Origin of the sequence: Sphingomonas sp. PL20 (assembly GCF_017875905.1) — a bacterium.
Lineage (GTDB): Bacteria > Pseudomonadota > Alphaproteobacteria > Sphingomonadales > Sphingomonadaceae > Sphingomonas > Sphingomonas echinoides.
This window is the reverse complement of record NZ_JAGINH010000002.1, coordinates 4,231,208-4,251,660: the sequence shown is the minus strand read 5'-3', so window position 1 is coordinate 4,251,660 and position 20,453 is coordinate 4,231,208. Positions and strand designations below refer to the sequence as shown.

Here is a 20,453-nt window from a genome sequence, read left to right as displayed (position 1 = left end):
TCATCGGCTATCTAAAGTGGCGAAAACCCGCGGCTTCCGGCAACCGCACCGATTACGGTAACCAGGCTGAGACCAAGTAGAAGGACATGCGCGCGGTGGAGCAGCCTGAACGCTCCATCCGGAGATCTTGCCGCCCAAACCTCGAACCGGCGACGCAAGATCAGCGGTTCAACGATAAACAGCACCACAAAGAAGATCGACCACACGCATAGCATGGCGTGCATCCACCAGAAATGGAGATCACCGAAGCGATCCCACATTCCTCCGCGCTGGATCATCCACAGGCCGCTTGCGCCCGCGAAGAGAAGCCAGATGCGCGCTTGCGGCGCGAACCGGCTTTCAATGCGGTGAAAGGCAGTCAGCCGCTCCGATGACGGCAGGGCTTTGACCGACGGGATGACCACGGTGGTTGCAAACGCAACCCCGCCGATCCAGCAAATGACGGCCAGGATATGGATCATGCGCGCGATGGTGAGGTCATCCATGTCGGTCGGTCCCTTCAGGCGGCGAGTAGTTCGTCGGCGGGGCCGAAGAACTCATAATGAATTCTGTCCGATGCGACGCCAGCGAGCGACAAGGTGGCGACGAACGCGCGCAGGAACGGTCGCGGGCCGCATAGGTAATAGTCTGCTTCTTCGATCGGCGTATGGGCCGTGAGCCACGGCTCGTCGATCAAGCCATCATGGTCATAGTCCCGGCCCGCAACGTCTTCTGCCCGTGGTGTCTGGTAGAAATTCGTGACGCGGATGTTCGGGTGACCGGTTGCGAGCGCGTGGACGTCATTGGCCAGTGCGTGGGTCGAGCCATCCAGTGTTCCATGAAGATATTGGACGGGAAGGTCAGGATGCTGTTGCGCTATGGCTTCGAGCATTGCCACCATCGGGGTCAGGCCGACTCCGCCGGACATCAGCACGACCGGGCGTTCGGGATTGTCCGTCAGGAAGAACTCGCCTGCGGGCGCGGCCACCTTGAGCACGGTGCCGGGCTTCGCCTGGTCGTGCAGCCAGCCCGAGGCGAGACCCATCTGCTCGCGTTTGACCGAGATACGATAGGTCTCGCCATTGGCTGCTTGTGAAATGCTATAATTGCGTTTGACCGGAGGATGCCCGGGGATCTCGAGCCAGAAGGTCAGATATTGACCGGGCTTGTGGCGAATAACCGGACGCCCATCGGTGGGGCGCAGGATGAACGAGGTGATGACGCTGCTCTCGGGACGGACCTCGTCGACCGCGAACGTGCGCCAGCCCGCCCAACCGCCGTCGGCCGTGCTGTGCTCCTTGTAAAGCCGCTCTTCGCGTGCAATCAGGATATGGGCCAGGAACCAATAGGCTTCGCCCCAGGCAGCGAGAATCTCTTCGGTGGCGGCATCGCCGAGCACGGCCTTGATGGCACCGAGCAGCGCTTCACCGACATGGGGATAATGTTCGGGCAGGATCTGCAGACCGACATGCTTTTGCGCAATCCGCTCGACCGCTGGGGCAAGAGCGCCCAGATTCTCGATGTTCGCCGCATAAGCGAGGATCGCGGCGGTCAAGGCTCGCGGCTGTGACCCCGCGTCACCATGGTGCGACTGGTTGAACAGGTCGCGAATCTCGGGATTTTCGAACATCCGCGCGTACATCTCATGGACAATATCGAGACCATGGGCTTCGAGTGCGGGAACCGTGGCTTTGACGAGCGCGATCGTGCGCTCGCTGAGTGTCTGTGACATCAACGTCTCCTGTCGTGATAATGGGGTAGGCCGGGGCGGGCGGGGTTAGCCGCCCGGCGGTTCACTGTAGAAATCGACCCGCATCTTCATCGCGCCGATTGGTTCGACAAAATGGGGCTGTTCGGGAAGCAATGGTCCCGGGGTGTCGGGATCAAGCAGATGTTCGGAAGTCGGCTCGAGATAGGTCAGTTTCACTGTGCCTTCGAGCACGCGAACCATGCCCCAGACCCCGGCCTTGGTCGTGTGTCGCGCGCGCAGCGCCGCAGGGAGGCTGGTCTCGTCGAACACCGGGGTTGAGCGATAGGGTTCGGCCATGTCAGGCTGCCAACCGAATGTCGTCGGCGTGGTCCGGATAGGGCGCCACCGCCGCATGGTTGACCGGCAATCCGGCTAGTTCGTTTGCAAAGCTATGATTGATATCGCGGTGATGTGCCTCATCGGCGCGGACCAGGAGCACCACGTCGCGCAAGGTCGCATCGTCTCCAAGCTTCCAATAATGCCGCGCGATTGCTGGCGCCGGGCCATTGGGGGAACGGCCCTCGTCAAGTTCGGCGAGATAGAGCGTGTAGCTGATCACCGCCTCTTCCTCGAAATATCCGACCACGCGGTGTGCGGTCTTGGCGCTGACCAGGTAGAGCGTGAAGAAGGCGAGGTAGAAGACCCACTGAACGGCCAGAATCACGAGCCGCTCGAACATCGTCGGCTTGGCCACCTCGATGAAGGTCATCAGGTGCATCCGTTCGTTCTCCGCTTCCTCCATCAAGGTGCGGATCCAGCCCTTGTCATCGCACATGCGCCGCAGGCAACGCAGGTGCGTCAGCGTTGCGCCGACCATGCCCGGCACCGCCGCTACAGTCTCAAGCACGATGGCACGGTGGCCGTAGCGCTTGGCGAAGAATGTGTCGGCCGTGAACCGCAGTATCTTGGTGAAGGCCAGCGCGATGCGATCGGACGGACCGCGCGGTTTGCAGTGGACGCTAAGGTCAACAAAGGGAGCGGTTGGCATGACGGATTCCTTGACGGTCAGGCCGCCGCGCGGTCTGGTTTGGTTTTTGTATCGAGCTTGAAGAAGAGCGCCAGTTGCAGGCTTTCTGCGATCCGCGCGGCCTTGCTCTGCAGCGCAGCGGCTGCACCGGGCTCCAACACCTCGGCCGTGGTGCTGTTCCAAAGCGCCAGCCAGCGCTGGAACAGCTCGGGACTTATGCGCGTCCGGTGCTTGAGATGCGCGGCCACGGGGTTGCCCTTGTAGCGGCCAGTGGTCAGCATCACCGACGACCAGAAGGTAACCAGCTTGTCGAGATGTTCGGGCCAGTTTTCGATCGCATCGTTGAAGATCGGACCCAGCGATTCGTCTTCGCGGACGCGCTCGTAGAACAGGGAGACAAGCCGCTTGAGGCCTTCCTCCGTGATCTCATTCCCGTCGTCCATCGACCGACTCCAATTCATGTATCGAGAATGCATCTATAAGGCGGCTTTGAAAGATGCAAGAAAAATGCATATATGAATGCAAGGAGATTGCATGCGGCTTACGCGCTACACGGACTATGCCCTGCGGGTGCTCATTTACCTGGGCGCGCGGCCCGATGCGTTGTGCTCCATCGCCGAGATATCGCGCGCCTATGACATCTCGCAGAATCACCTGATGAAAGTGGTCAACGATCTGGTGAACGCGGGCTATCTGGCCAGTGCACGGGGCCGCTTTGGCGGCATCAAGCTCGCCAGGCCTGCAGTGGAAATCAAAGTGGGCGCGGTCATACGGCACACCGAGGATGGTTTCGACCTGGTCGATTGCGGTGAGTGCATCATCGCCCCGGCTTGCGGGCTGACGGGCGCTTTGCGGCAGGCGCTGGCCGCGTTTCTAAACGTGCTGGACGGTTACACGCTGGCAGATCTCATCACAAAACCGGCAGAACTTGGGATGCTATTTAGCGCCGCAAGGAATCGGGATTTGCCCCAGACCGGTTAAAATGGGGTGTTGTGGCCATTGCGAACCGCCAAGCCGGTTCAGCGATGCTTTGCCATATAGTCTGCAAGGACGATCGCGTGATTGTGTTGCTCGTCATGGGCTGCGTACAGCAGAATGCCGGGCCCCCGATCGAGCAGTGACGCCAGTTCAGTGACCGCAGCGCCGTTGGCATCCAGCTCCTGGCAATAGCGGCGGTTGAATTCAGCCCAACGCTGCGGATCATGACCAAACCATTTGCGCAGTTCAGTACTCGGGGCGATACTCTTGCACCACGACGTTAAAGCTGCCGTGTCTCGTCCCAGACCGCGGGGCCAGAGCCGGTCGACAAGGATCCGGCTACCATCGCTTTCAGCGGGAGGAGCATAGACGCGTTTGATCCGGACTGGGGGTGGGACAGCCATGGGCCCGGCTCAGGTTTTCGTCTCGGCGATGCACTCTTCCGTGCGCTGGATATTCTCGACATGGCTGGCCCTCATCTCGCTCAGAGCAGCATGCAGAATATCGTCGCGCACGCGTGGAAGCAGCTCTTCTAGCTTGCGCACCACCCAGGCCTGGCCGCGATTGAGGAACGCGAGTCGTTCATGTGAATCGGCGATGGCCATGGCCTTGTCATAGAATGCGCCACAATGCGTAGATGGGATCACCCCAATACGCTTGATCTGGGCAGACAGCATCCCGCACCACTTTGCTTCATCCTCATAGACCGCCTTTATCAGATGCTTCGTCGGCGGATGACGGGCGTCGTTTGCGCTTTCGAGGGTAACACGCGCCCCTGCGCGCTCGGCCTCTAGCAAGACATTGAGCGCGGCAGCGATCTCGTCACGGCCACCATAGCCCATGTAGATGTCATCGCCTTGGGATGCATAACATACAGGGGAGGCAGGCTCGTCGTTCATGACGCAATAGCCGCAGCGGCCCGCAAACCGGTTCTAATGCGCGCCATGACGCCTTCGTCGGCCTTGGTGGAATGCACGGCATAGGCAGAATAAGAGAACTCGGGACTATCGGGCACCAGCGCGAGCCGGCCTTCCTCGAGATAGGACCGTACGAAGCCTTTGCGGAAGTAACCGGTTCCACCGGTGGCGAGGATATAGTCGAGGGCCAGCGGACCGTAGCTGATTGCAACGACGGAATTGGGTTGATCGGGATACGCCGCCTGATAGCTCGCAGCGAATTCTTCGCCCCAGTCGATAAGGACATGATCTTCAGCGCCTAGCACCCGATCGGTAGGCGTGGTGCGCACCAACACCAGTTTTTCTTCGAAAAGCAGTTCTGCAATCACACCGGGGCGGCGTGGTGCGCCATAGAGGATCGCGACATCGAGAGAGCCATCCTGGACCTGCTCCATGAGACTTTCCGCGCTATCGATCTGCGTGCTTACCGCGAACTCGGGACATTCGCGGCGCATCCACAACAGCCAGTGACGTAGCAATGGGCTCCACAAGCTGAGCTCAGCGCCGATGGTCACCACGCTCTCGCGCCCGGGAGGCAATGCGACCGACCTGCGCGCGCGCTCCCACACTTGCACAAGGGTAGTCGCAAATCGCAAGAATTGCTCCCCGGCCGGGGTAAGCTTCGCGCCTGATTTGTTACGGATGAAGACCGGCCGATCAAGCTGCTCTTCGAGCACGCGGATTCGGGCACTCACCGCTGTCTGGGTGAGATTGAGATTGGCAGCCGCGTTCACAAACGTGCCCGTTTTCACAACTTCCAGAAATGTCCGCGCAACTCCGATATCCATCCAGCACTCGTTTTCTGGTTAAATAACAATTATATTCATTTGCATGATGACAATAGCAGGAGGAACGAGGGGTCGGCAAGGAGGCACGCCACCATGAAATATCCCGGACCGATCCGGCCTGCTCCGTCGTCGCGCCCTTTTCGCCGCTGGTGGCCGATCCTTTTAACGGTCGCGTGCGCTGCAGGAGGGCAGCTCATATACTGGCTTTGCGCGAGCGAAATCGTCAGTGCGGATACGATTACATTGGCGATCGTGATCGCGGTCCCGGTCGCGGCGTTTTTCCTCGCCGACGATGGCGCCAGGGCTCTTTTCCGCCGACCTACAAGCCAACAAGATGCCGTGCCGCCCTTAAAGCGCTCGTTGCTTCCACCAATCGGTCAAATGACGGACCTTCCTGTCGCCGGCGCGAAACGGCCCAAGGCAAAACCTCACAGCACGCACCTACGCGATGACCGGACGGTGACGAAGCCCCTCGCGATCGACGGTAAAATGCGTGATCCGACAGAGCGTGGAAGCAGCATGCCGGCATCGCCACATATTGGGCATCATCCATGGAGTTAACTGTCATGCCATTTACGCTTCCCCCACTTCCCTTCGATCGGTCTGCTCTTGAACCTGTGCTCTCGGCTGAAAGCTTTGACTATCATCATGGCAAACATCACAAAGCCTATGTCGATAAGGTCAATGGTTGGATCGACGAAAAGGGTCTGGCGGGTAAAACGATCATCGATATTGCGGCGTTTGCGAAAGAAGGTGGTGACAAGCCGCTGTTCAACAATGCAGCCCAAGTCTGGAATCACAGTTTCTTCTGGCAATGCCTCGCACCCATGGACTCGACCAAGCCGTCGGAGAAGCTCTTGAAGATGATCGAGAGCGACTTTGGTTCGCATCAAAATTTAATTCAAAAACTGGCGGCTGAGGCTGTCGGTCACTTCGCGAGCGGCTGGGCCTGGCTGATACTCGAAGGAGACAAGCTCAGGATCACATCGCTTCACGATGCCGATACGCCGATCGTGCACGGCATGACGCCGTTGCTGACCATCGATGTCTGGGAACACGCCTATTATATCGATTACCGCAACGCACGACCAAAATTTGCAGAAGAACTGCTGTCTAAAGTGGTCAACTGGGATTTCGTTTCGCGCAATCTCGACGGAGCGGGGGCGGCTCGGGTCGACCAGACCCAATAAGCGCCTCGGTTTTTTTACCGCAAAGATATCGCTGCAAACAACCAATAACATTCGTTTGTTGGAGGCGTATTGCGCGCGGATAAGGAGCCAAGCAAAAATGAGGAATGAGCATGAGTATTCAGCTCGGACAATTAGCGCCTGATTTTGATCAGAACAGCACCGAAGGACGCATTCGTTTCCATGAATGGCTTGGAGACTCGTGGGGCGTTCTCTTCAGTCATCCCAAGGACTTTACGCCGGTTTGCACGACCGAGTTGGCCGAGGTTGGTCGGCTCAAGTCGGAGTGGGACAGGCGAGATGTCAAGGTTATCGGCCTCTCGATCGATCCTGTCGAAGCGCACCGCATCTGGGAGGCCGATATCGAGTCTACTCAAGGGCAGCAGGTCAACTTCCCGATGCTCGCTGACAACGATCAAACGGTCGCGCAGCTCTATGGCATGATCCATCCGATGAGCGATCCGACCGTCACCGTGCGGTCCGTCTTCGTCATTGATCCGCTAAAAAAAGTCCGCCTCATCCTCACATATCCGCCAAGCACGGGGCGCAATTTCGTCGAGATTCTGCGGACGATCGACAGCCTGCAATTGACCGACCGACGCAGCGTCGCGACGCCTGTGAATTGGAAGCCTGGCGACCCAGTCATCGTCTCTCCGAAACTGTCGGACGAGGAAGCCTCGCGACAATTCCCACAAGGCTACGCGACGCTCAAACCATATTTGCGGATCGTCGATCTCGAGGGAGGTTCGGCCGGTGAGCAACCCGCTGCAGCCTGAATCAGTCGTACAAGCCGGCAATGATGATATCGCCGATTTGCTTGAACGAAACCGGCAATGGGCGGGCCGGAAGACCCAAAGCGACCCTCGCTTTTTCGCACGCCTCGTCGGTCAACAGAGCCCGCGATATTTCTGGGTGGGTTGTTCAGATAGTCGCGTTCCAGCAACCGAGATTGTCGATCTCGATCCAGGCGAAATGTTCGTCCACCGCAACATCGCCAATCTCGTGCCGGCCAGCGATACCAATTTCAACGCCGCTCTTTTGTTTGCCGTCAATGTGCTCCGCGTCCGGCATGTTCTGGTGGTGGGGCATTATGGCTGCGGGGGCATTCGCGCGGCTCGAAATGCCGTTGCGAACGACGCAATCGGTTCGTGGCTTGCACCCGTCAGAGCCCTATACTGGCAACATCGCACTGCGCTTCATGCTTTACCGGATGAGCAGGCACGCGAGGATCGACTGTGCGAGCTCAACGTCATCGCCCAGGTTGAGCAGGTCTGCGCCAATGCTGTGGTCGAGCAAGCATGGCGAGATGGTCACGACCTGAGGGTACATGGGCTTATCTACGCTATCGGCGACGGCCTCCTGCAAAGTGTTTGCGAGCCAGTCTCGCGCATCCCCGTGGGTAAGGCTCATGTCCGCGACGATGATGATGACGAGAATATATTGTGAGCGATCAGACGCTCTGTGCTGCAGGAACCTCGAACCTGGCCCGAGAATGCCGGGATCTCGCCCACCTTTGCGAGGCGACAAGCGCGGCCAGCCGGGAACTGGACGGTCGAATTGCCCGAACGGTATTTCCCGGACTGGTGGATCTGGAAGAACTTGAGATAGCGGTTTGGCGCTATGGCGACGGTAGCCGCGTTCGCGCGCTACGATATTCCGGCGAGAAGGCAGCGGCGGCGACCCTCGTTCCACCGGGCCACTGGATGGAACGCGATGCGAATCTGCCCGATCGCATCTGGATCTACGGGCCCGGCAGCGACGATGCAGTTTCGGCGAGGCATGTTCTGGAACCGCTGGCGATATCCGCCGCGTGCTTGCGCATGCACGCGCGGCTCAAGGGGATGTCACCGTCAAGGTGATTATTCTCATTCCGTCATTTTGATCATCATCCCCCTTCTGGAGAAAGAGAAATGCTCGTCACCGTCTATCACGGCGTTGACGTCGGTACCGCCAAAGACAAGGGCGCAATGCATTTTGACGCCCTGCCTTCGTGCGGTGAAGAGGTCGAGATCGACCGCAAGGCCTACGTCGTTGGCAGAGTGTGGCATCTTCCGAGCGCCCGCTTTGCTGGCGCGAAGCTCGCCATTCTGATCAACGAGGCAGTCGATGAAGCGATCATGTCGCGCACGCCTGCCTTGGCCAGCGCCTAGACCGTGCGCTCGTGGCTTATATCGCCGCAGTGGCTACCAGTTCTGGTTGTCGGCTTGGCTACCTCCGCAGTATATGCTGGCACCCCTGAGCATCCGGCCGCTCCGACTTTGCGGTTCGCGGACATTGAGACAGCTTTTGGCCAAACGGACCAATTGCCGGCAGCGCAAGCTGCTGTCGCCGCCGCCCTACCGATCGGCATGCCGCTACCGGATGCCCAAGCGATATTGGTGCGTGCTGGTGCGCGCTGCCAGCCGCAACGCCGTAATCCTGAAGTGATCGAGTGCGTCTACTCCCAGAGGACCACTATCGATGATTATTACGCTGCGGACATCGTCTGGACGACGGCGCTGCACGGCGAAGGCGCGCGGGTCGCACAAATCTCGATCCGTCGCGAACTTGATAAGCACTGATTCCCGAGAGGCTTCTATGCCGTTCTACAGTGCAGTTTCTGGCGCTTTGCTCGACGGACTGACAAAACGGGCACGACCGGTTTCCGATTGGCGATGCGCGCTGCGTGCCTTCAACAGATCCTGGCGGGAAAGAATGCCGACGACGCGGCGGCTGCCCGGTTCGACGATCGGTATCCGGCCGACCCCGGAATCGACCATGAGGTCGGCCACCACGCCGATCGGCGTCGCGGGGTAGGCGACAAGAAGCGATGCGTCGGAGAGCGTTTCGGCAAGGCTGGTATCGGCGGGATGCTCGCCAACCTGCCACCGCAAGGCATCCGTTCGGGAGACGAGGCCAAGCAGCGCATTATCGTCATCGACAACGGGATAGCTACGATGATCCGCACCATCGGCAAAGAAGGTTGCGGCCGTAGCGATCGTCATTGTACCCGGAAGCGTGGCGGGATCGCGTGTCATCAATTGAGCGGCTTGCACGAGGTCCAGTGGATCAACGCTGTATTCCTGGAGAATGTGGCGACCCCGCCGCGCAATTTTTTCGGTCAGGATCGATCGACGCATCAACAGGACGCTGACGGCATATGCGCAGGCTGCCGCCGTGACGGTAAGCGGCAGAGCGTCGAAATGGCCCGTGAGTTCAGCGGCAAAAAGGGCGCCGGTAATGGGCGCCCGCATGGCACCACTCATGATGCCTGCCATGCCGATCATGGCCCAGAAGCCGGGGCCACCTGGCAGGAGATGTCCGAGCAGACACCCGGCCGCGCCGCCCAAAATCAGCAACGGCGCCAGCACACCGCCCGATGTCCCCGAACCCAGCGCTACGAGCCAGACGACCGCCTTGACGACGAGCAGCGCAACGACGACCCGCGTTGTCAGCGACCCGTCCAGCAAGGCCTGGATGCTCTGATAACCTGCGCCCAGCACATGGGCATCGATCAGGCCGCCGAAACCAACCACGATGGCGCCGATTGCCGGCCACCACATCCAGTGAACTGGCAGTCGGTGAAACAGATCCTCGACGCGGTAGAGGGATGTCGAGAGCAGGGCCGCCTCGAGTCCCACGACAATACCAACGCCCGCCGCCGCCGCGATTGGCCAAAGGCCCGTCGGGGTGAGCGCGACAAACGGAAACATGGCGCCGCTGCCAATCAGCCAGGGGCGCCATGCAAACGCAACTATAACACCGACCACGACCGGCACGAAGCTGCGGGGTTTCCATTCGAAGAGCAGCACCTCGATCGCCAGCAGAATCGCGGCGAGCGGCGTACCAAAGATCGCCGTCATCCCGGCTGCGGCGCCGGCCACGAGCAATGTCTTGCGCTCGGCCGCGCTCAGATGAAAGCATTGCGCGAACAGCGATCCGATCGCGCCGCCGGTCATGATGATCGGTCCTTCCGCGCCGAAGGGGCCGCCGCTGCCGATCGATACCGCAGACGAAAGCGGCTTCAGGATCGCGACCTTGAGCGACAACCGGCTCTCGCCATACAAGATCGTCTCGATCGCCTCGGGGATACCATGCCCACGAATTTTATCGGAGCCATAGCGGGCCATCAGCCCGACGATCAGGCTCCCGATGATCGGAATGGCGATGATCCACAATCCGACGGTGGTATCGGTTATAGATACCGATTGCGCCGAAAGCCGCCCAAACCAGAACAGGTTGGTAGCGATCGCGATCAGGCGGATCAGGATCCAGGCGCCGAGCGCGCCGCCCGTGCCGACGACGAGCGCCATGGCGGCGAGCATGAGCATGCGCCAATTCGCGCTATGGTCGGCCAGACGATGTGTTTCTGATATGGCTTTTGCTGCGGACGTCATGAATCGCCTTTGATACGGGGTGGGCGATCCGTTATATCGCAGTGCGATATAATTCAATGGGTGAGATGGGGTTGCATGACAAATAGCGTTGCGTTGACGGATGAGGATTACATTGCGCTGGCCGACTTTCGCCATGCGTTGCGTCGTTTCCAGGCATTCAGCGAGGCGAATGCGACGAATGTTGGTCTCACGCCCCAACAGCATCAGGCCTTATTGGCAATCCGCGCGGCGTCTCCGGCCGAGGTGACCGTCGGCATTATCGCCGAGCGGCTTATCCTCAAGCCGCATAGCGCAACCGGACTGGTTGATCGACTGGAGGCGCTTGAGCTGGTTACCCGGCACGAGGCAAGCGTCGACCGCCGTCGGGCAATGCTTCGGCTCACACCTAAGGCGGAAACGATGCTCGCTGCTTTATCTGCGACCCATTGCGAGGAGATCCGTCGGCTGAAACCTCTCCTTGCGGATCTATTGGCCAAATTCGGTTAGGGTGGCTCCACGCAGGTAAATCCACAAAATATTGCTATTAACCGGCAATAATACTCGTTTGTCTTATGCTCATGTTACCGTCAACCTGTTCGCATACGAATTGCCCCCCAATAAACGCGCCCGGAGAGGATTCTGCTTTGGCAGACCGGAGCGCGCGGGGGCCACAATGTTGAGGTTGTGCAGATAATGACGAAAACCGACTCTCCAGGGCACATCCAGATCCTGGGACAAAGGTGTCTCGCTCGGGAGTGTCCCGCCGCGAAGTGAGCGAAGGGCGCCAGCGCAATGACTGAGAATCTTTCCCCGGGGCGCCCTGCTCTGGAAACAATCGCTGCCTCGCATGGAGTCGCGAGCGATACGGCCTTCGGCGCGGTAACGCCGCCGCTCTACATGTCCAGCACCTATACGTTCGAAGGCTATGACCAACCGCGTGCTCATGATTATGGCCGATCCGGCAATCCTAGCCGCGATCTGCTCGCCGACGCACTTGCAAAGCTTGAGGGTGGCGCGGGGGCCGTCATTACCTCGAGCGGCATGGCCGCGATCGATCTCCTTCTTGGTCAATTTGGCCCCGATGATCTCGTCCTCGCGCCTCACGATTGCTACGGCGGCACCTATCGCCTGTTGAATGCGCGCGCCGAACGCCGCCAGTTTCAGGTCGTCTTCGTCGATCAGTCGAATGACAGGGCACTCGATGCCGCGCTTGAGGACGTGCCGGCCCTCGTTCTGATCGAAACCCCGAGCAACCCCCTCATGCGGATCGTCGATATAGCGGCGATCGCCGCCAAGGCCAAAAGTGCCGGTGCCGCGGTTGCTGTCGACAACACCTTCCTTTCGCCCGCGCTGCAGCGACCGCTGACGCTCGGCGCCGATTACGTCATTCATTCCACGACCAAATATCTGAATGGCCACTCCGACGTTATCGGTGGCGCGATCATCGCGGCTGATCCCGCACAGGTCGAGGTGCTGCGTAAATGGGCGAATGTCGTCGGCTCCATCGGCGCGCCCTTTGACGCCTGGCTCACCTTACGCGGCTTGCGTACGCTGTTTCCTCGCATCGAACGGCAGCAACTGACCGCAACCGTGATCGCCAATCATCTCGAGCATCATGCTGCAGTGGCGCGGGTGCATTACCCGGGTCTCAAATCCCATCCAGGCCACACGATCGCCCGCCGTCAGCAAAGAGGCTATGGCGCGATGCTCAGCTTCGAGCTTGTCGGTGGTGTCGAGGCGGTCCGTCGCTTTATATCGCATGTTCGTATGTTCACGCTGGCGGAATCGCTCGGAGGCGTCGAAAGCCTCGTCGCACACCCTGCGACGATGACCCATGCAGATATGGGTGATGAGGCCCGCCGCATCGCTGGCATCAGCGATGGCCTGCTGCGTCTGTCGGTTGGCCTGGAAGATGAAAGGGATTTGATCGCAGGGCTCGATCTTGGGTTGTCCGCATGTTGAAGCGACGACTCACCGCCGAATTCGACCACTAGGCGAAAGGAGGCGAGCCATGCCCACAGCTGTCATACTCATCGATCTACTGGGGCTAATTCTGATCGTTCTGGGATTCCATCTGGCGTTCCGCCAGAATCTGGTGCGCCGATGGTGGTCAGTGCTGCGCCATGAATGCCATGCGCCGGCTCGCTTGCAACCGCTGACCGACGAGGATCCCGCCCGCTATGCAATGCGCATTTCTGGAGTGATGATCCTTGCTTTTGGTGTCGCGATAACCCTCCTGTTCACGCTTTCCCACCTCCGCTGAGGTCGCTGGTGATGTTCACCCCAAATGCGCGTGGAGACGTACCGCAATATATTTGCGCTATGCCATAAATATTTTGAACTTCGGAGACCGGCTTCCGTGAGGCAATAGGCGCTCGTCTTCGGACGATGTTCTCACAATGACCGTCGCTTTTGCCGTCGGTCTGTACAGCGACGCGATAGCCATCTTCATGCCAGTACAGACTAGCGCGGGCGCAGCGCAGCCCTTCTTCGCGATCGACTCTCAGAAGTTTCTCTTTTCCTTCAGCAGTTATATTGCTGCAGCGGCTACGCTTGCGATCGCCTTTTCCGCAAGCTTGCCGCGCCCATGGTGGGCACTTCTCACCGTCTACGTCACCGCGCAACCTATGGCAGGGGCCTTCAGGCCCAAGATCTTCTATCGTCTCGGCGGTATAGTGACGGGTGCTGTGGTTACGGTCGCGCTGGTTCCGAACCTGCAGAATTCGCCCGAGCTTCTGATATTATGCCTGGCGGCCTGGACAGGCTTTTGCATCTATCTTGCCGTTCTCGACCGTACGCCGCGTGCCTTCCTGTTCCAGATGGCAGCGTTCAGCTCAGCCGTGATCAGTTTCCCTTATCTCGACGACCCGGGTAATATCTTCACCACAACCATATCCCGGGTCGAGGAAATGACGGTGGCCATCGTCTGCGTTTCGATCGCGCACGCCCTGCTCCAGCCATGGAGCGCCACCCCGGTCATCCGCAGCAAGGCGGAAGCGTTTCTCGCGCATGCGTCCCGCTGGACCGCCGAGGCGCTTGGAAGCCGCCATACGGCGCTGGAATATGAGCATCGTCGGACCCTTGCCGCCGACGTGACCGAACTTGGCATGATCGCCATCCACCTTCCGTTTGATCAACGCGCGGCGCCAGCAACGCGACGGTTGGTTCTGAGCCTGCAAGAACGTCTGGCAACGGTGCTGCCACTGGCATCGGCTGCAGCAAACCGGCTCGACCTTCTGCGGGAGCTTTCGCCGCTCGACGCCCCGCTTGAGGCGCTGATTGACGACGTCATCCTCTGGCTTGGGGGCGTGATCGACACGCCTGGCGCTGTTGAGCGTGCGCTTGTTGATCGGTGTCGATCCCTGGCAGCTCTTCATGAACAAACAGCCGACTGGGAGGGGCTTTTGGTCGTCAGCGTCTGCGAGCGCGTGGCTGAGTTTCTGGAAGCGCTGGATGACAGCCGCCGGCTCGTCCAGCAAATTGGGGGTGCGCCCGAAGGGCCACAGCCTGTCACGCCGGAAACGGTTAGCGAAAGCTACCCGCTTGCGCGGGACCATAGCGTCGCGGCGCTTGCTGGGCTCGCAACAGCCACGGCGATCGCGCTCTATTGCGCAGTGTGGATTCTTCTGGCCTGGCCCAATGGATCGGCCACGGCTGCCTTTGCCGCGTTAATCACCTGCTCGTTCGCGGTGCAGGACGACCCGGCGCCCGTGATTGGCCGTTACCTTGGCGCGACGCTGATGACATTCCCTCTGGCGGCGCTCTACCTGTTTGCGATCTTGCCGCGTGTCGATGGCTACGGAATGCTGATCGTCACTCTTGCGCCAGCGCTGCTCTGGATGGGGTATATCCAAGCCGACCCGCCGCGGTCCGTACGGGCTTTACCGATGTTTTCCTGTTTCATCGTCGGCCTTGGTTTTCTGGCGCGCTTTCAGGCGGACTTTGCCGTGTTCATCAACACCGGGCTTGCCCAGGTGGGGGGTGTCGTGACCACGCTCGCCGTGACCAAGTTGTTTCGTTCGACCAATGTGCTGTGGACGGCGCGCCGGATCGTACGGGGAAATTGGGCTGATCTCGAGCAACTCGCTAACATTCGCAGACCGTTCGAAGCCGAACGCTGGACGGGCCTGGCAGTCGATCGGCTGGGACAGATCGCGGCGCGCATGGCGGTTGCGCCCGCCGGCGATGCGCTACACGAGACCGATGGTCTTGCCGACCTGCGTATCGGCCGGAACATCATCCCGATCCGGCGCGCGCTGGTCGCCGTGCCCCATGACGTCCGTCACGCCCTCGGCATGGTGCTGTCTGAGACATCCTCCTTATTTCGCGCGCGCCGACAAGCCGGTGAAGCCGTGTCACCCCCGGTGTCTTTGCTTGAAGCGATCGATGCAGCAATCGACGATATGCTTGCGAGCGCGCAGCTTGCGCCACGCCATCAAGCGCTGCTGGCGCTCGTCGGCATGCGGTGCAACCTGTTCCCGGCAGCGCTGCCTTTCGAGAGTGCGCGCGCGCGATGATCGAGGAACTGCATCTCTTTGGCATCTATATGCCAGCCGCGCTCGTCTGGGCGGTTGTAGCGGGAATCCTCGCTTATTGTCTTCGCAATCTGCTGCAGCGCCTCCCTTTCTCCCAATTGCTTTGGCACCCGGGCGTTCTCGAGCTGGCGCTGTTCGCGACGCTTTGGTGGGCTCTGACCTTCCTTGCCGACAACTTCCTCTCCCGTGCTCTGGTATCCTGATATGATCCATCGTCGTTCCCTTCTGCGCACAGCGGTCACCGCGCTGGTGATCTGCATCGTGCTCGCGGCAATCTACGCCTTGTGGATGCGCTACCAGGTTGAACCGCTGACGCGTGACGGCAAGGTTCGGGCCGATCTCGTGCCGGTCGCCGCTGATGTCAGTGGGCTTGTCACCGAAGTGCGCATCCGTGACGATGAATTCGTGCGCAAGGGCCAGATTCTGCTGGTCATCGACCGCCCACGCTATCAGCTGGCACTCGATCAGGCTGACGCGAACCTGGCGACCCAGCGGGTGAGCCTGGCGCAGGCCGCGCGGGAGGATCGTCGCAATCGTTCGATGACCGAGTTGCTGGCGGCCGAGGTGATCGAGCAGGGGCGGGCGCGGGTCGATGCCCTTAGGACTGGACTGGATCAGGCCATTGCCGCGCGCAATCTGGCGCGGCTCAATCTGGATCGTACCTATGTACGTGCGCCCGTCGACGGGACGGTGTCGAACATGACGCTACAGCCTGGCGTCTACCTGAACGCCGGAAAGCCAGCGGTCGCGCTTGTCTATGGCCAGTCGCTGCGGGTGGAGGGGTATTTCGAGGAAACGAAATTGCCCGCTATCCATCTCGGCGATCCCGCGAGCGTTTACCTGATGGGCGTCGCCGACGAAATCACCGGTCATGTCGAAAGCATCGCCGCCGGGGTCGAAGATCGCGAACGCGCCGGGGGGGAAGCACAACTTGCCAACGTCAACCCGTCCTTCACCTGGGTCAGATTGGCGCAGCGCATTCCTGTGCGAATCAAAATCGACAAAGTGCCCAGTAATGTCCGGCTGATCCCGGGCCAAACGGCGACCGTGATCGTTCATGCCCGCGCTGTCGATGTGCCCGGTCGCCGGAGCCTGCCATGGTGAACCTTCGCCGGCTGCTGGCGCCGCTCGCGCTCTTCTGCCTGTCCGCCTGCGCAACCGTTGGCCCGAATTATCGGATGCCGGACGAGGCCCTCGTCAACGCGCCAAAAGGGCAGGGCGCGTTTATATCCGGCGGGCAGGGGACCACTAACGATCCGCTACCCGATCAATGGTGGAAGCTATTCGACGACCAGGTTTTGAACCGTTTGATCGAACAAGCGCTCATCGCCAACACCGATCTGCGGGTTGCCGAAGCCAATCTTCAGCGCAGTGACGCGCTGCTCGCCGAGGCACGAACCGGTCGAGAGGTCGGAGGCACCGCAAATCTGGAGACGAGCTGGGCGCAGCCTTCAGCAGAAGCGGTCATGCAACATGTCCAACCGCCGGAACATCAGATCTACAATGGCGGGCTTTCGATCAGTTACGACCTTGACCTGTTTGGCGGGATCCGGCGCGGTGTCGAGGCAGCCACCGCCGAGGACGAAGCCGCGGTTGCCGCCCGCGATCTGGTCCGGATCAACGTCGCGGCCCAGACAGCGCAGGCCTATGCCGATGTCTGCAACGCCGGGCACGAGATCGCGGACCTTCGCCAGCTAATTGCTGTACTGGACGAAGACCTGCGCCTCACCCGCCTTATGATTGCGCATGGCCGTGCGCCGAAGTTCGAGCAGGATCGCCAGCTAAGCCTGCTGGCAAACACCAGGGCGCGCTTGCCCCGCATGGAAGCAGGCCAGCGGAACGCTGTATTCCGCATTGCGACGTTGATGGGACGGGTGCCTGCAGAATTCGATCACGGCCTGCTAGGATGTCACGCGCCGTTGGTGCTGCGCTCGCTGATGCCGGTTGGGGACGGACAGGGGCTGCTCAAGCGACGACCCGATGTTCGCGCGGCCGAACGCCGATTGGCTGCGGCGACGGCACGGATCGGTATAGCAACGGCCGCGCTCTATCCCGACATCAAACTCGGGGCTTCGCTTGGCTCCACCGGCGCTGCGACAGACCTGCTATCGTCGTTGACCAATCGGTTTGGCATTGGCCCATTGATCAGCTGGAACATCCACCGAAGCGCAATTCGGGCGCGAATTTCGCAGAGCGAGGCGCAGACACGCGCTAATCTCGCGGCCTTTGACGGCACGGTGCTGAGCGCCTTGCGGGAGGTGGAAAGCGCACTGAACAACTATGCGGCCGATCTTGTGCGACTGGAAGATTTGAAAGCGGCACGCGATGGCGCGGTACAGGTTTCCGAGCGAACGGCCGCTTTGCGGCGGGGTGGCAAGCTGGGAGGTCTGGTTGCGCTGGATGCCCAGCGCAGTCGGATCATTGCCGAGCAAGCCGTTACAGCCGCGCAGACCGATATCAATCGCGATCAGATTGCGCTTTTTTTGGCCCTCGGGGGAGGATGGTCAACACCGTCAAAGCAATGAGAAAACTGCACACGTCGGTTGTTCGCGGCCATGAGATCGACAAAATGCATCAGCCCTGTCTTTGACGGGGTGCAGCAGCGCCTGATCCTGTCTTCGCGCGTCGCGTTATCCAACCAATGTACCCGAGCACGACGAGAGCAGCTACCGCCGCAACGATTAGGCCGGTGGTTGTCACAATATCGGTCCTTTGTTTTAAGCTCCCCCGCGAATTCGGTTCCCTAAAGCTTTGTGTGCCTGTCGTTCAGTCGTTCGAGCATTTTCGTGATGGCAGTTTCGCCTCTGACACCGAGCGCTACTACGGCAACTCGAAGGACTTTCCTGTGCTCCGCTGATCCGGGGACAAGCATCGACGACCGCCGCGTCTTTGCGTCCCGGGTCTCATTCCACACGCGAGCGGCAACCAGTTCGATCTCCTGTCGCTCCGGCAAGCGCGTTTCGTTGATGCATGCCACGATCGCAGGATAGATGGCCAAGGTACGTGGCATTACGTCATCCTTTCAGGTGATTTCGATCCAGGAATTTGGCTCCCCGCGTGGATGGTAATGCGCCACTCTCAGACGAAGGGTGTGCATCGGGACTCGCGTTTCGTCCTTTTGATTTGTGGCGTTCGCGCCAGTCGCCGCCTTCGGCCCAAACGAGCATGCCCGCGATTGCGCTAAACAGAACCACCATGCGCAGGAAGTCGCTCGATCTGAGGGCACCACCAGAAACTGCCACGAGCAAAACCAGCATGGCTGGCGGCCCCCATTCGGGATGGCGGACGACCTTGAAGGCAGTCCAGCCCAGCCATGTAAGCACCAGTGCGGCTGCTAGACCGCCCAAGACTGCCGTGATTGCTTCAAAAGCGATATCAAGCATGTTCATCGAATGTGGACGGGTCAGTTCGCCACCGATTCCGGTGACTCGCTCGACCGCAATCCCCTCCATTTCTGCTTCTCATTATATATCGCGTTACGATATAAATAGCAAGACTGAGAGGGTGAAGTTTCTATCGTTAAGGAAAGGCGGCACCACAACAAGCTGAGCGAACCGACCTGAACGCTGGCAGCATGTCGGGCTACCGTGGTGTTAACGCACGCGATGCCCACGAGGAATACAAACCAGCTAGATTCTGCTAGCGCGTCCTTATGACAACGACACAGCATGCAGCCCTCAAAAGAGGTGCTGCCGACCTTGCGATCGATTTTGGAACAGCGAACACGCGGATCTATGTGCGCGGTTCTGGAATCGTGTTCGAAGAACCCTCGCTTTGCTGTTTCAGCGATGAGACCTGGGAACCGAAGTTGCTCGCTGTTGGTGAAGCCGTCACTCGCATCGTCGGTCGAACGTCGGGGCCGCTTCGCATAGCGCGTCCCTTGGCCCGTGGGGTGTTGAACGACATCGAAGCTGGCCGCGAAATGTTGCGCCATGCGATCCATGCAAGCATCGGTCGCCGTCGACTCCGATCACCGCGCGCGATCATCGGAGTGCCCGCCGATGCGACACATGCCGAGAGAACCGCCTTGGTAACAACCGCCAACGATGCCGGTGTCCGCGTTGTTGAACTGGTGCCCGAGCCGCTCGCAGCAGCGTTCGGGGCGGGACTACCCGTGGAAGAGCCGGAAGGTTCGATGCTCATAGAATGTGGCGCCGGGACGACGGAAGTCGGCGTGCTCTCACTTGGTGCACTTTGCGTTCAACGGTCGGTGCGTATCGGCGGGCATGCCCTAAACCAGGCTATCATCGATCATCTTCAGTCCAGGCATAAGTTTCTGATCGGGCAAGAAACAGCCGAACGCGTAAAGCTGGAGATCTCTGAGCGACTCTTTGACGATCAATCCAATACGTCGGATCTGGAATTGAAAGGCCATAACGTTTTGTCGGGAGGCCCCGCTACTTTTTGTGTCAGCGCGCAAGAATTAATCGGCGTTATCGACCGCCATGCGGCTCTTATCGTAGACGTTGTTCGAGACGCTTTGAACGAGACACCGCCAGAGCTATCCCGCGATATTCATGATCGCGGGATCTACCTCAGCGGTGGCAGTGCCTCAGTGAAGATTCTTCAGCATGCTATAACGCAGGCGACAGGCCTGCGAACGCACGTCGCCGACGAACCCCTTCGCTGCGTCGCGAAGGGTCTTGGCGCTATGATGGTCTGAAGTCGGGCAGGGCTCGATCGCGCATCACTGAGTTTTAGCACTATCAGGCTGCTCGATATTCGCGATCGGCCGTCACGGGGTCAGTACATAGAACGGACCCAGATATACGCTAAGCGCCGACAGACCCGCTCAGGTGTCGGCAAACACCTGTTTGTCGGACAGCCGTCGGGAATAATGTGGTTTGGGAAAAATCTGCCGTTCCTTGCGGCTCGGTCGTATGGCGGCTTCCGGCGTATGACCTGCCGGTTGTCGAGCCAAAGGCGGTCATAACGGAGGCAATTTGCCGTTTTCGGAA

The 20,453-nt window shown here is 59.9% G+C and carries 26 protein-coding genes; 16 read left to right on the top strand and 10 right to left on the bottom strand.

Annotated features, from left to right (window positions below):
- Positions 1-11 precede the first annotated feature (11 nt).
- The 5 genes from H4W01_RS20145 to H4W01_RS20125 are packed head-to-tail and all read right to left on the bottom strand — an operon-like array spanning position 12 to position 3,139.
- On the bottom strand, positions 12-485 hold the full coding sequence (locus tag H4W01_RS20145) for a hypothetical protein (RefSeq protein WP_133722785.1): 474 nt from the start codon (positions 483-485) through the stop codon (positions 12-14).
- A gap of 14 nt (positions 486-499) precedes the next feature.
- Positions 500-1,711, bottom strand: a complete 1,212-nt coding sequence (gene hmpA, locus H4W01_RS20140; protein WP_137903128.1) for an NO-inducible flavohemoprotein — start codon at positions 1,709-1,711, stop codon at positions 500-502.
- Positions 1,712-1,756: 45 nt separating this feature from the next.
- The gene (locus H4W01_RS20135) at positions 1,757-2,026 is read right to left on the bottom strand and encodes a DUF1971 domain-containing protein (protein ID WP_137903129.1); all 270 of its coding nucleotides are present in this window, start codon (positions 2,024-2,026) and stop codon (positions 1,757-1,759) included.
- Position 2,027: 1 nt separating this feature from the next.
- On the bottom strand, positions 2,028-2,717 hold the full coding sequence (locus H4W01_RS20130) for an alternative oxidase (protein WP_133722787.1): 690 nt from the start codon (positions 2,715-2,717) through the stop codon (positions 2,028-2,030).
- Positions 2,718-2,734: 17 nt separating this feature from the next.
- Entirely contained in the window at positions 2,735-3,139 is a 405-nt protein-coding gene (locus H4W01_RS20125; protein WP_137903130.1) for a group III truncated hemoglobin, read from the bottom strand.
- A gap of 91 nt (positions 3,140-3,230) precedes the next feature.
- On the opposite strand from H4W01_RS20125, the gene H4W01_RS20120 reads away from it, so the two are divergent.
- Positions 3,231-3,677: an Rrf2 family transcriptional regulator gene (locus H4W01_RS20120; RefSeq protein WP_133722789.1), complete on the top strand. Its 447-nt coding sequence runs from the start codon at positions 3,231-3,233 to the stop codon at positions 3,675-3,677.
- 38 nt (positions 3,678-3,715) lie between these two features.
- Here the strand turns inward: H4W01_RS20120 and H4W01_RS20115 are convergent, their stop codons facing one another.
- Genes H4W01_RS20115 through H4W01_RS20105 form a run of 3 tightly spaced genes read right to left on the bottom strand, consistent with a single transcriptional unit; the run spans position 3,716 to position 5,418 of the window.
- Positions 3,716-4,078, bottom strand: coding sequence for a DUF488 domain-containing protein (locus H4W01_RS20115; protein ID WP_137903131.1), 363 nt, complete (start codon positions 4,076-4,078; stop codon positions 3,716-3,718).
- A gap of 9 nt (positions 4,079-4,087) precedes the next feature.
- A complete protein-coding gene (locus H4W01_RS20110; RefSeq protein ID WP_133722791.1) occupies positions 4,088-4,573 on the bottom strand; it encodes a DUF6306 domain-containing protein in 486 nt (161 codons plus the stop codon).
- Positions 4,570-5,418: a LysR family transcriptional regulator gene (locus H4W01_RS20105; protein ID WP_133722792.1), complete on the bottom strand. Its 849-nt coding sequence runs from the start codon at positions 5,416-5,418 to the stop codon at positions 4,570-4,572. The genes H4W01_RS20110 and H4W01_RS20105 overlap by 4 nt, the downstream gene beginning before the upstream one ends.
- 93 nt (positions 5,419-5,511) lie before the next feature.
- Between H4W01_RS20105 and H4W01_RS20100 the strand changes: the two genes are divergently transcribed.
- The 7 genes from H4W01_RS20100 (at position 5,512) to H4W01_RS20070 (ending at position 9,166) form a co-directional block, all read left to right on the top strand.
- On the top strand, positions 5,512-5,979 hold the full coding sequence (locus tag H4W01_RS20100) for a hypothetical protein (protein ID WP_133722793.1): 468 nt from the start codon (positions 5,512-5,514) through the stop codon (positions 5,977-5,979).
- Between the two features lie 5 nt (positions 5,980-5,984).
- Positions 5,985-6,608, top strand: a complete 624-nt coding sequence (locus H4W01_RS20095) for a superoxide dismutase (RefSeq protein WP_137903132.1) — start codon at positions 5,985-5,987, stop codon at positions 6,606-6,608.
- A gap of 110 nt (positions 6,609-6,718) precedes the next feature.
- Positions 6,719-7,381, top strand: a complete 663-nt coding sequence (locus H4W01_RS20090) for a peroxiredoxin (protein ID WP_133722795.1) — start codon at positions 6,719-6,721, stop codon at positions 7,379-7,381.
- The gene (locus H4W01_RS20085) at positions 7,359-8,051 is read left to right on the top strand and encodes a carbonic anhydrase (protein WP_249340887.1); all 693 of its coding nucleotides are present in this window, start codon (positions 7,359-7,361) and stop codon (positions 8,049-8,051) included. The genes H4W01_RS20090 and H4W01_RS20085 overlap by 23 nt, the downstream gene beginning before the upstream one ends.
- Complete coding sequence (locus H4W01_RS20080) at positions 8,048-8,464, top strand: hypothetical protein (RefSeq protein ID WP_133722796.1); 417 nt, start codon at positions 8,048-8,050, stop codon at positions 8,462-8,464. Before H4W01_RS20085 ends, H4W01_RS20080 begins: the two co-directional genes overlap by 4 nt.
- A 51-nt stretch (positions 8,465-8,515) precedes the next feature.
- Complete coding sequence (locus H4W01_RS20075) at positions 8,516-8,755, top strand: hypothetical protein (protein ID WP_033967482.1); 240 nt, start codon at positions 8,516-8,518, stop codon at positions 8,753-8,755.
- Between the two features lie 54 nt (positions 8,756-8,809).
- Positions 8,810-9,166, top strand: a complete 357-nt coding sequence (locus H4W01_RS20070; protein WP_133722798.1) for a hypothetical protein — start codon at positions 8,810-8,812, stop codon at positions 9,164-9,166.
- A gap of 24 nt (positions 9,167-9,190) precedes the next feature.
- On the opposite strand, the gene H4W01_RS20065 is transcribed toward H4W01_RS20070, so the two are convergent.
- Positions 9,191-10,981 carry a chloride channel protein gene (locus H4W01_RS20065; RefSeq protein ID WP_334685374.1) on the bottom strand — a complete coding sequence of 597 codons (1,791 nt, stop codon included), beginning with the start codon at positions 10,979-10,981 and terminating at the stop codon, positions 9,191-9,193.
- A gap of 75 nt (positions 10,982-11,056) precedes the next feature.
- Here H4W01_RS20065 and H4W01_RS20060 point away from each other — a divergent pair, with 75 nt between their 5' ends.
- From H4W01_RS20060 to H4W01_RS20030, 7 genes are all read left to right on the top strand, one after another.
- Positions 11,057-11,467 (top strand): MarR family winged helix-turn-helix transcriptional regulator, encoded by a 411-nt coding sequence (locus H4W01_RS20060; RefSeq protein ID WP_033965543.1) that lies wholly within the window; start codon positions 11,057-11,059, stop codon positions 11,465-11,467.
- A gap of 285 nt (positions 11,468-11,752) precedes the next feature.
- Complete coding sequence (gene metB, locus H4W01_RS20055) at positions 11,753-12,922, top strand: cystathionine gamma-synthase (RefSeq protein ID WP_033965542.1); 1,170 nt, start codon at positions 11,753-11,755, stop codon at positions 12,920-12,922.
- 49 nt (positions 12,923-12,971) lie between these two features.
- Positions 12,972-13,223, top strand: coding sequence for a hypothetical protein (locus tag H4W01_RS20050; protein ID WP_033965541.1), 252 nt, complete (start codon positions 12,972-12,974; stop codon positions 13,221-13,223).
- A gap of 187 nt (positions 13,224-13,410) precedes the next feature.
- Complete coding sequence (locus H4W01_RS20045; protein ID WP_033965552.1) at positions 13,411-15,477, top strand: FUSC family protein; 2,067 nt, start codon at positions 13,411-13,413, stop codon at positions 15,475-15,477.
- Positions 15,474-15,698: a DUF1656 domain-containing protein gene (locus H4W01_RS20040; RefSeq protein ID WP_033965540.1), complete on the top strand. Its 225-nt coding sequence runs from the start codon at positions 15,474-15,476 to the stop codon at positions 15,696-15,698. Before H4W01_RS20045 ends, H4W01_RS20040 begins: the two co-directional genes overlap by 4 nt.
- A 1-nt stretch (position 15,699) precedes the next feature.
- A complete protein-coding gene (locus H4W01_RS20035; protein WP_033965539.1) occupies positions 15,700-16,599 on the top strand; it encodes an efflux RND transporter periplasmic adaptor subunit in 900 nt (299 codons plus the stop codon).
- A complete protein-coding gene (locus H4W01_RS20030; RefSeq protein WP_133722802.1) occupies positions 16,593-18,020 on the top strand; it encodes an efflux transporter outer membrane subunit in 1,428 nt (475 codons plus the stop codon). Before H4W01_RS20035 ends, H4W01_RS20030 begins: the two co-directional genes overlap by 7 nt.
- 489 nt (positions 18,021-18,509) lie before the next feature.
- On the opposite strand, the gene H4W01_RS20025 is transcribed toward H4W01_RS20030, so the two are convergent.
- Complete coding sequence (locus H4W01_RS20025; RefSeq protein WP_033965537.1) at positions 18,510-18,947, bottom strand: hypothetical protein; 438 nt, start codon at positions 18,945-18,947, stop codon at positions 18,510-18,512.
- Positions 18,948-19,147: 200 nt separating this feature from the next.
- Between H4W01_RS20025 and H4W01_RS20020 the strand changes: the two genes are divergently transcribed.
- Entirely contained in the window at positions 19,148-20,158 is a 1,011-nt protein-coding gene (locus tag H4W01_RS20020) for a rod shape-determining protein (RefSeq protein ID WP_209612919.1), read from the top strand.
- The last annotated feature ends 295 nt before the right edge of the window (positions 20,159-20,453 follow it).

Bases quoted from the DNA above. Each gene is read 5' to 3' on its own strand.
- H4W01_RS20145 (WP_133722785.1), bottom strand. From the start codon at position 485: ATGGATGACCTCACCATCGCGCGCATGATCCATATCCTGGCCGTCATT.
- hmpA (WP_137903128.1), bottom strand. From the start codon at position 1,711: ATGTCACAGACACTCAGCGAGCGCACGATCGCGCTCGTCAAAGCCACG.
- H4W01_RS20135 (WP_137903129.1), bottom strand. From the start codon at position 2,026: ATGGCCGAACCCTATCGCTCAACCCCGGTGTTCGACGAGACCAGCCTC.
- H4W01_RS20130 (WP_133722787.1), bottom strand. From the start codon at position 2,717: ATGCCAACCGCTCCCTTTGTTGACCTTAGCGTCCACTGCAAACCGCGC.
- H4W01_RS20125 (WP_137903130.1), bottom strand. From the start codon at position 3,139: ATGGACGACGGGAATGAGATCACGGAGGAAGGCCTCAAGCGGCTTGTC.
- H4W01_RS20120 (WP_133722789.1), top strand. From the start codon at position 3,231: ATGCGGCTTACGCGCTACACGGACTATGCCCTGCGGGTGCTCATTTAC.
- H4W01_RS20115 (WP_137903131.1), bottom strand. From the start codon at position 4,078: ATGGCTGTCCCACCCCCAGTCCGGATCAAACGCGTCTATGCTCCTCCC.
- H4W01_RS20110 (WP_133722791.1), bottom strand. From the start codon at position 4,573: ATGAACGACGAGCCTGCCTCCCCTGTATGTTATGCATCCCAAGGCGAT.
- H4W01_RS20105 (WP_133722792.1), bottom strand. From the start codon at position 5,418: ATGGATATCGGAGTTGCGCGGACATTTCTGGAAGTTGTGAAAACGGGC.
- H4W01_RS20100 (WP_133722793.1), top strand. From the start codon at position 5,512: ATGAAATATCCCGGACCGATCCGGCCTGCTCCGTCGTCGCGCCCTTTT.
- H4W01_RS20095 (WP_137903132.1), top strand. From the start codon at position 5,985: ATGCCATTTACGCTTCCCCCACTTCCCTTCGATCGGTCTGCTCTTGAA.
- H4W01_RS20090 (WP_133722795.1), top strand. From the start codon at position 6,719: ATGAGTATTCAGCTCGGACAATTAGCGCCTGATTTTGATCAGAACAGC.
- H4W01_RS20075 (WP_033967482.1), top strand. From the start codon at position 8,516: ATGCTCGTCACCGTCTATCACGGCGTTGACGTCGGTACCGCCAAAGAC.
- H4W01_RS20065 (WP_334685374.1), bottom strand. From the start codon at position 10,981: ATGACGTCCGCAGCAAAAGCCATATCAGAAACACATCGTCTGGCCGAC.
- H4W01_RS20060 (WP_033965543.1), top strand. From the start codon at position 11,057: ATGACAAATAGCGTTGCGTTGACGGATGAGGATTACATTGCGCTGGCC.
- metB (WP_033965542.1), top strand. From the start codon at position 11,753: ATGACTGAGAATCTTTCCCCGGGGCGCCCTGCTCTGGAAACAATCGCT.
- H4W01_RS20050 (WP_033965541.1), top strand. From the start codon at position 12,972: ATGCCCACAGCTGTCATACTCATCGATCTACTGGGGCTAATTCTGATC.
- H4W01_RS20045 (WP_033965552.1), top strand. From the start codon at position 13,411: ATGCCAGTACAGACTAGCGCGGGCGCAGCGCAGCCCTTCTTCGCGATC.
- H4W01_RS20040 (WP_033965540.1), top strand. From the start codon at position 15,474: ATGATCGAGGAACTGCATCTCTTTGGCATCTATATGCCAGCCGCGCTC.
- H4W01_RS20035 (WP_033965539.1), top strand. From the start codon at position 15,700: ATGATCCATCGTCGTTCCCTTCTGCGCACAGCGGTCACCGCGCTGGTG.
- H4W01_RS20030 (WP_133722802.1), top strand. From the start codon at position 16,593: ATGGTGAACCTTCGCCGGCTGCTGGCGCCGCTCGCGCTCTTCTGCCTG.
- H4W01_RS20025 (WP_033965537.1), bottom strand. From the start codon at position 18,947: ATGGAGGGGATTGCGGTCGAGCGAGTCACCGGAATCGGTGGCGAACTG.
- H4W01_RS20020 (WP_209612919.1), top strand. From the start codon at position 19,148: ATGACAACGACACAGCATGCAGCCCTCAAAAGAGGTGCTGCCGACCTT.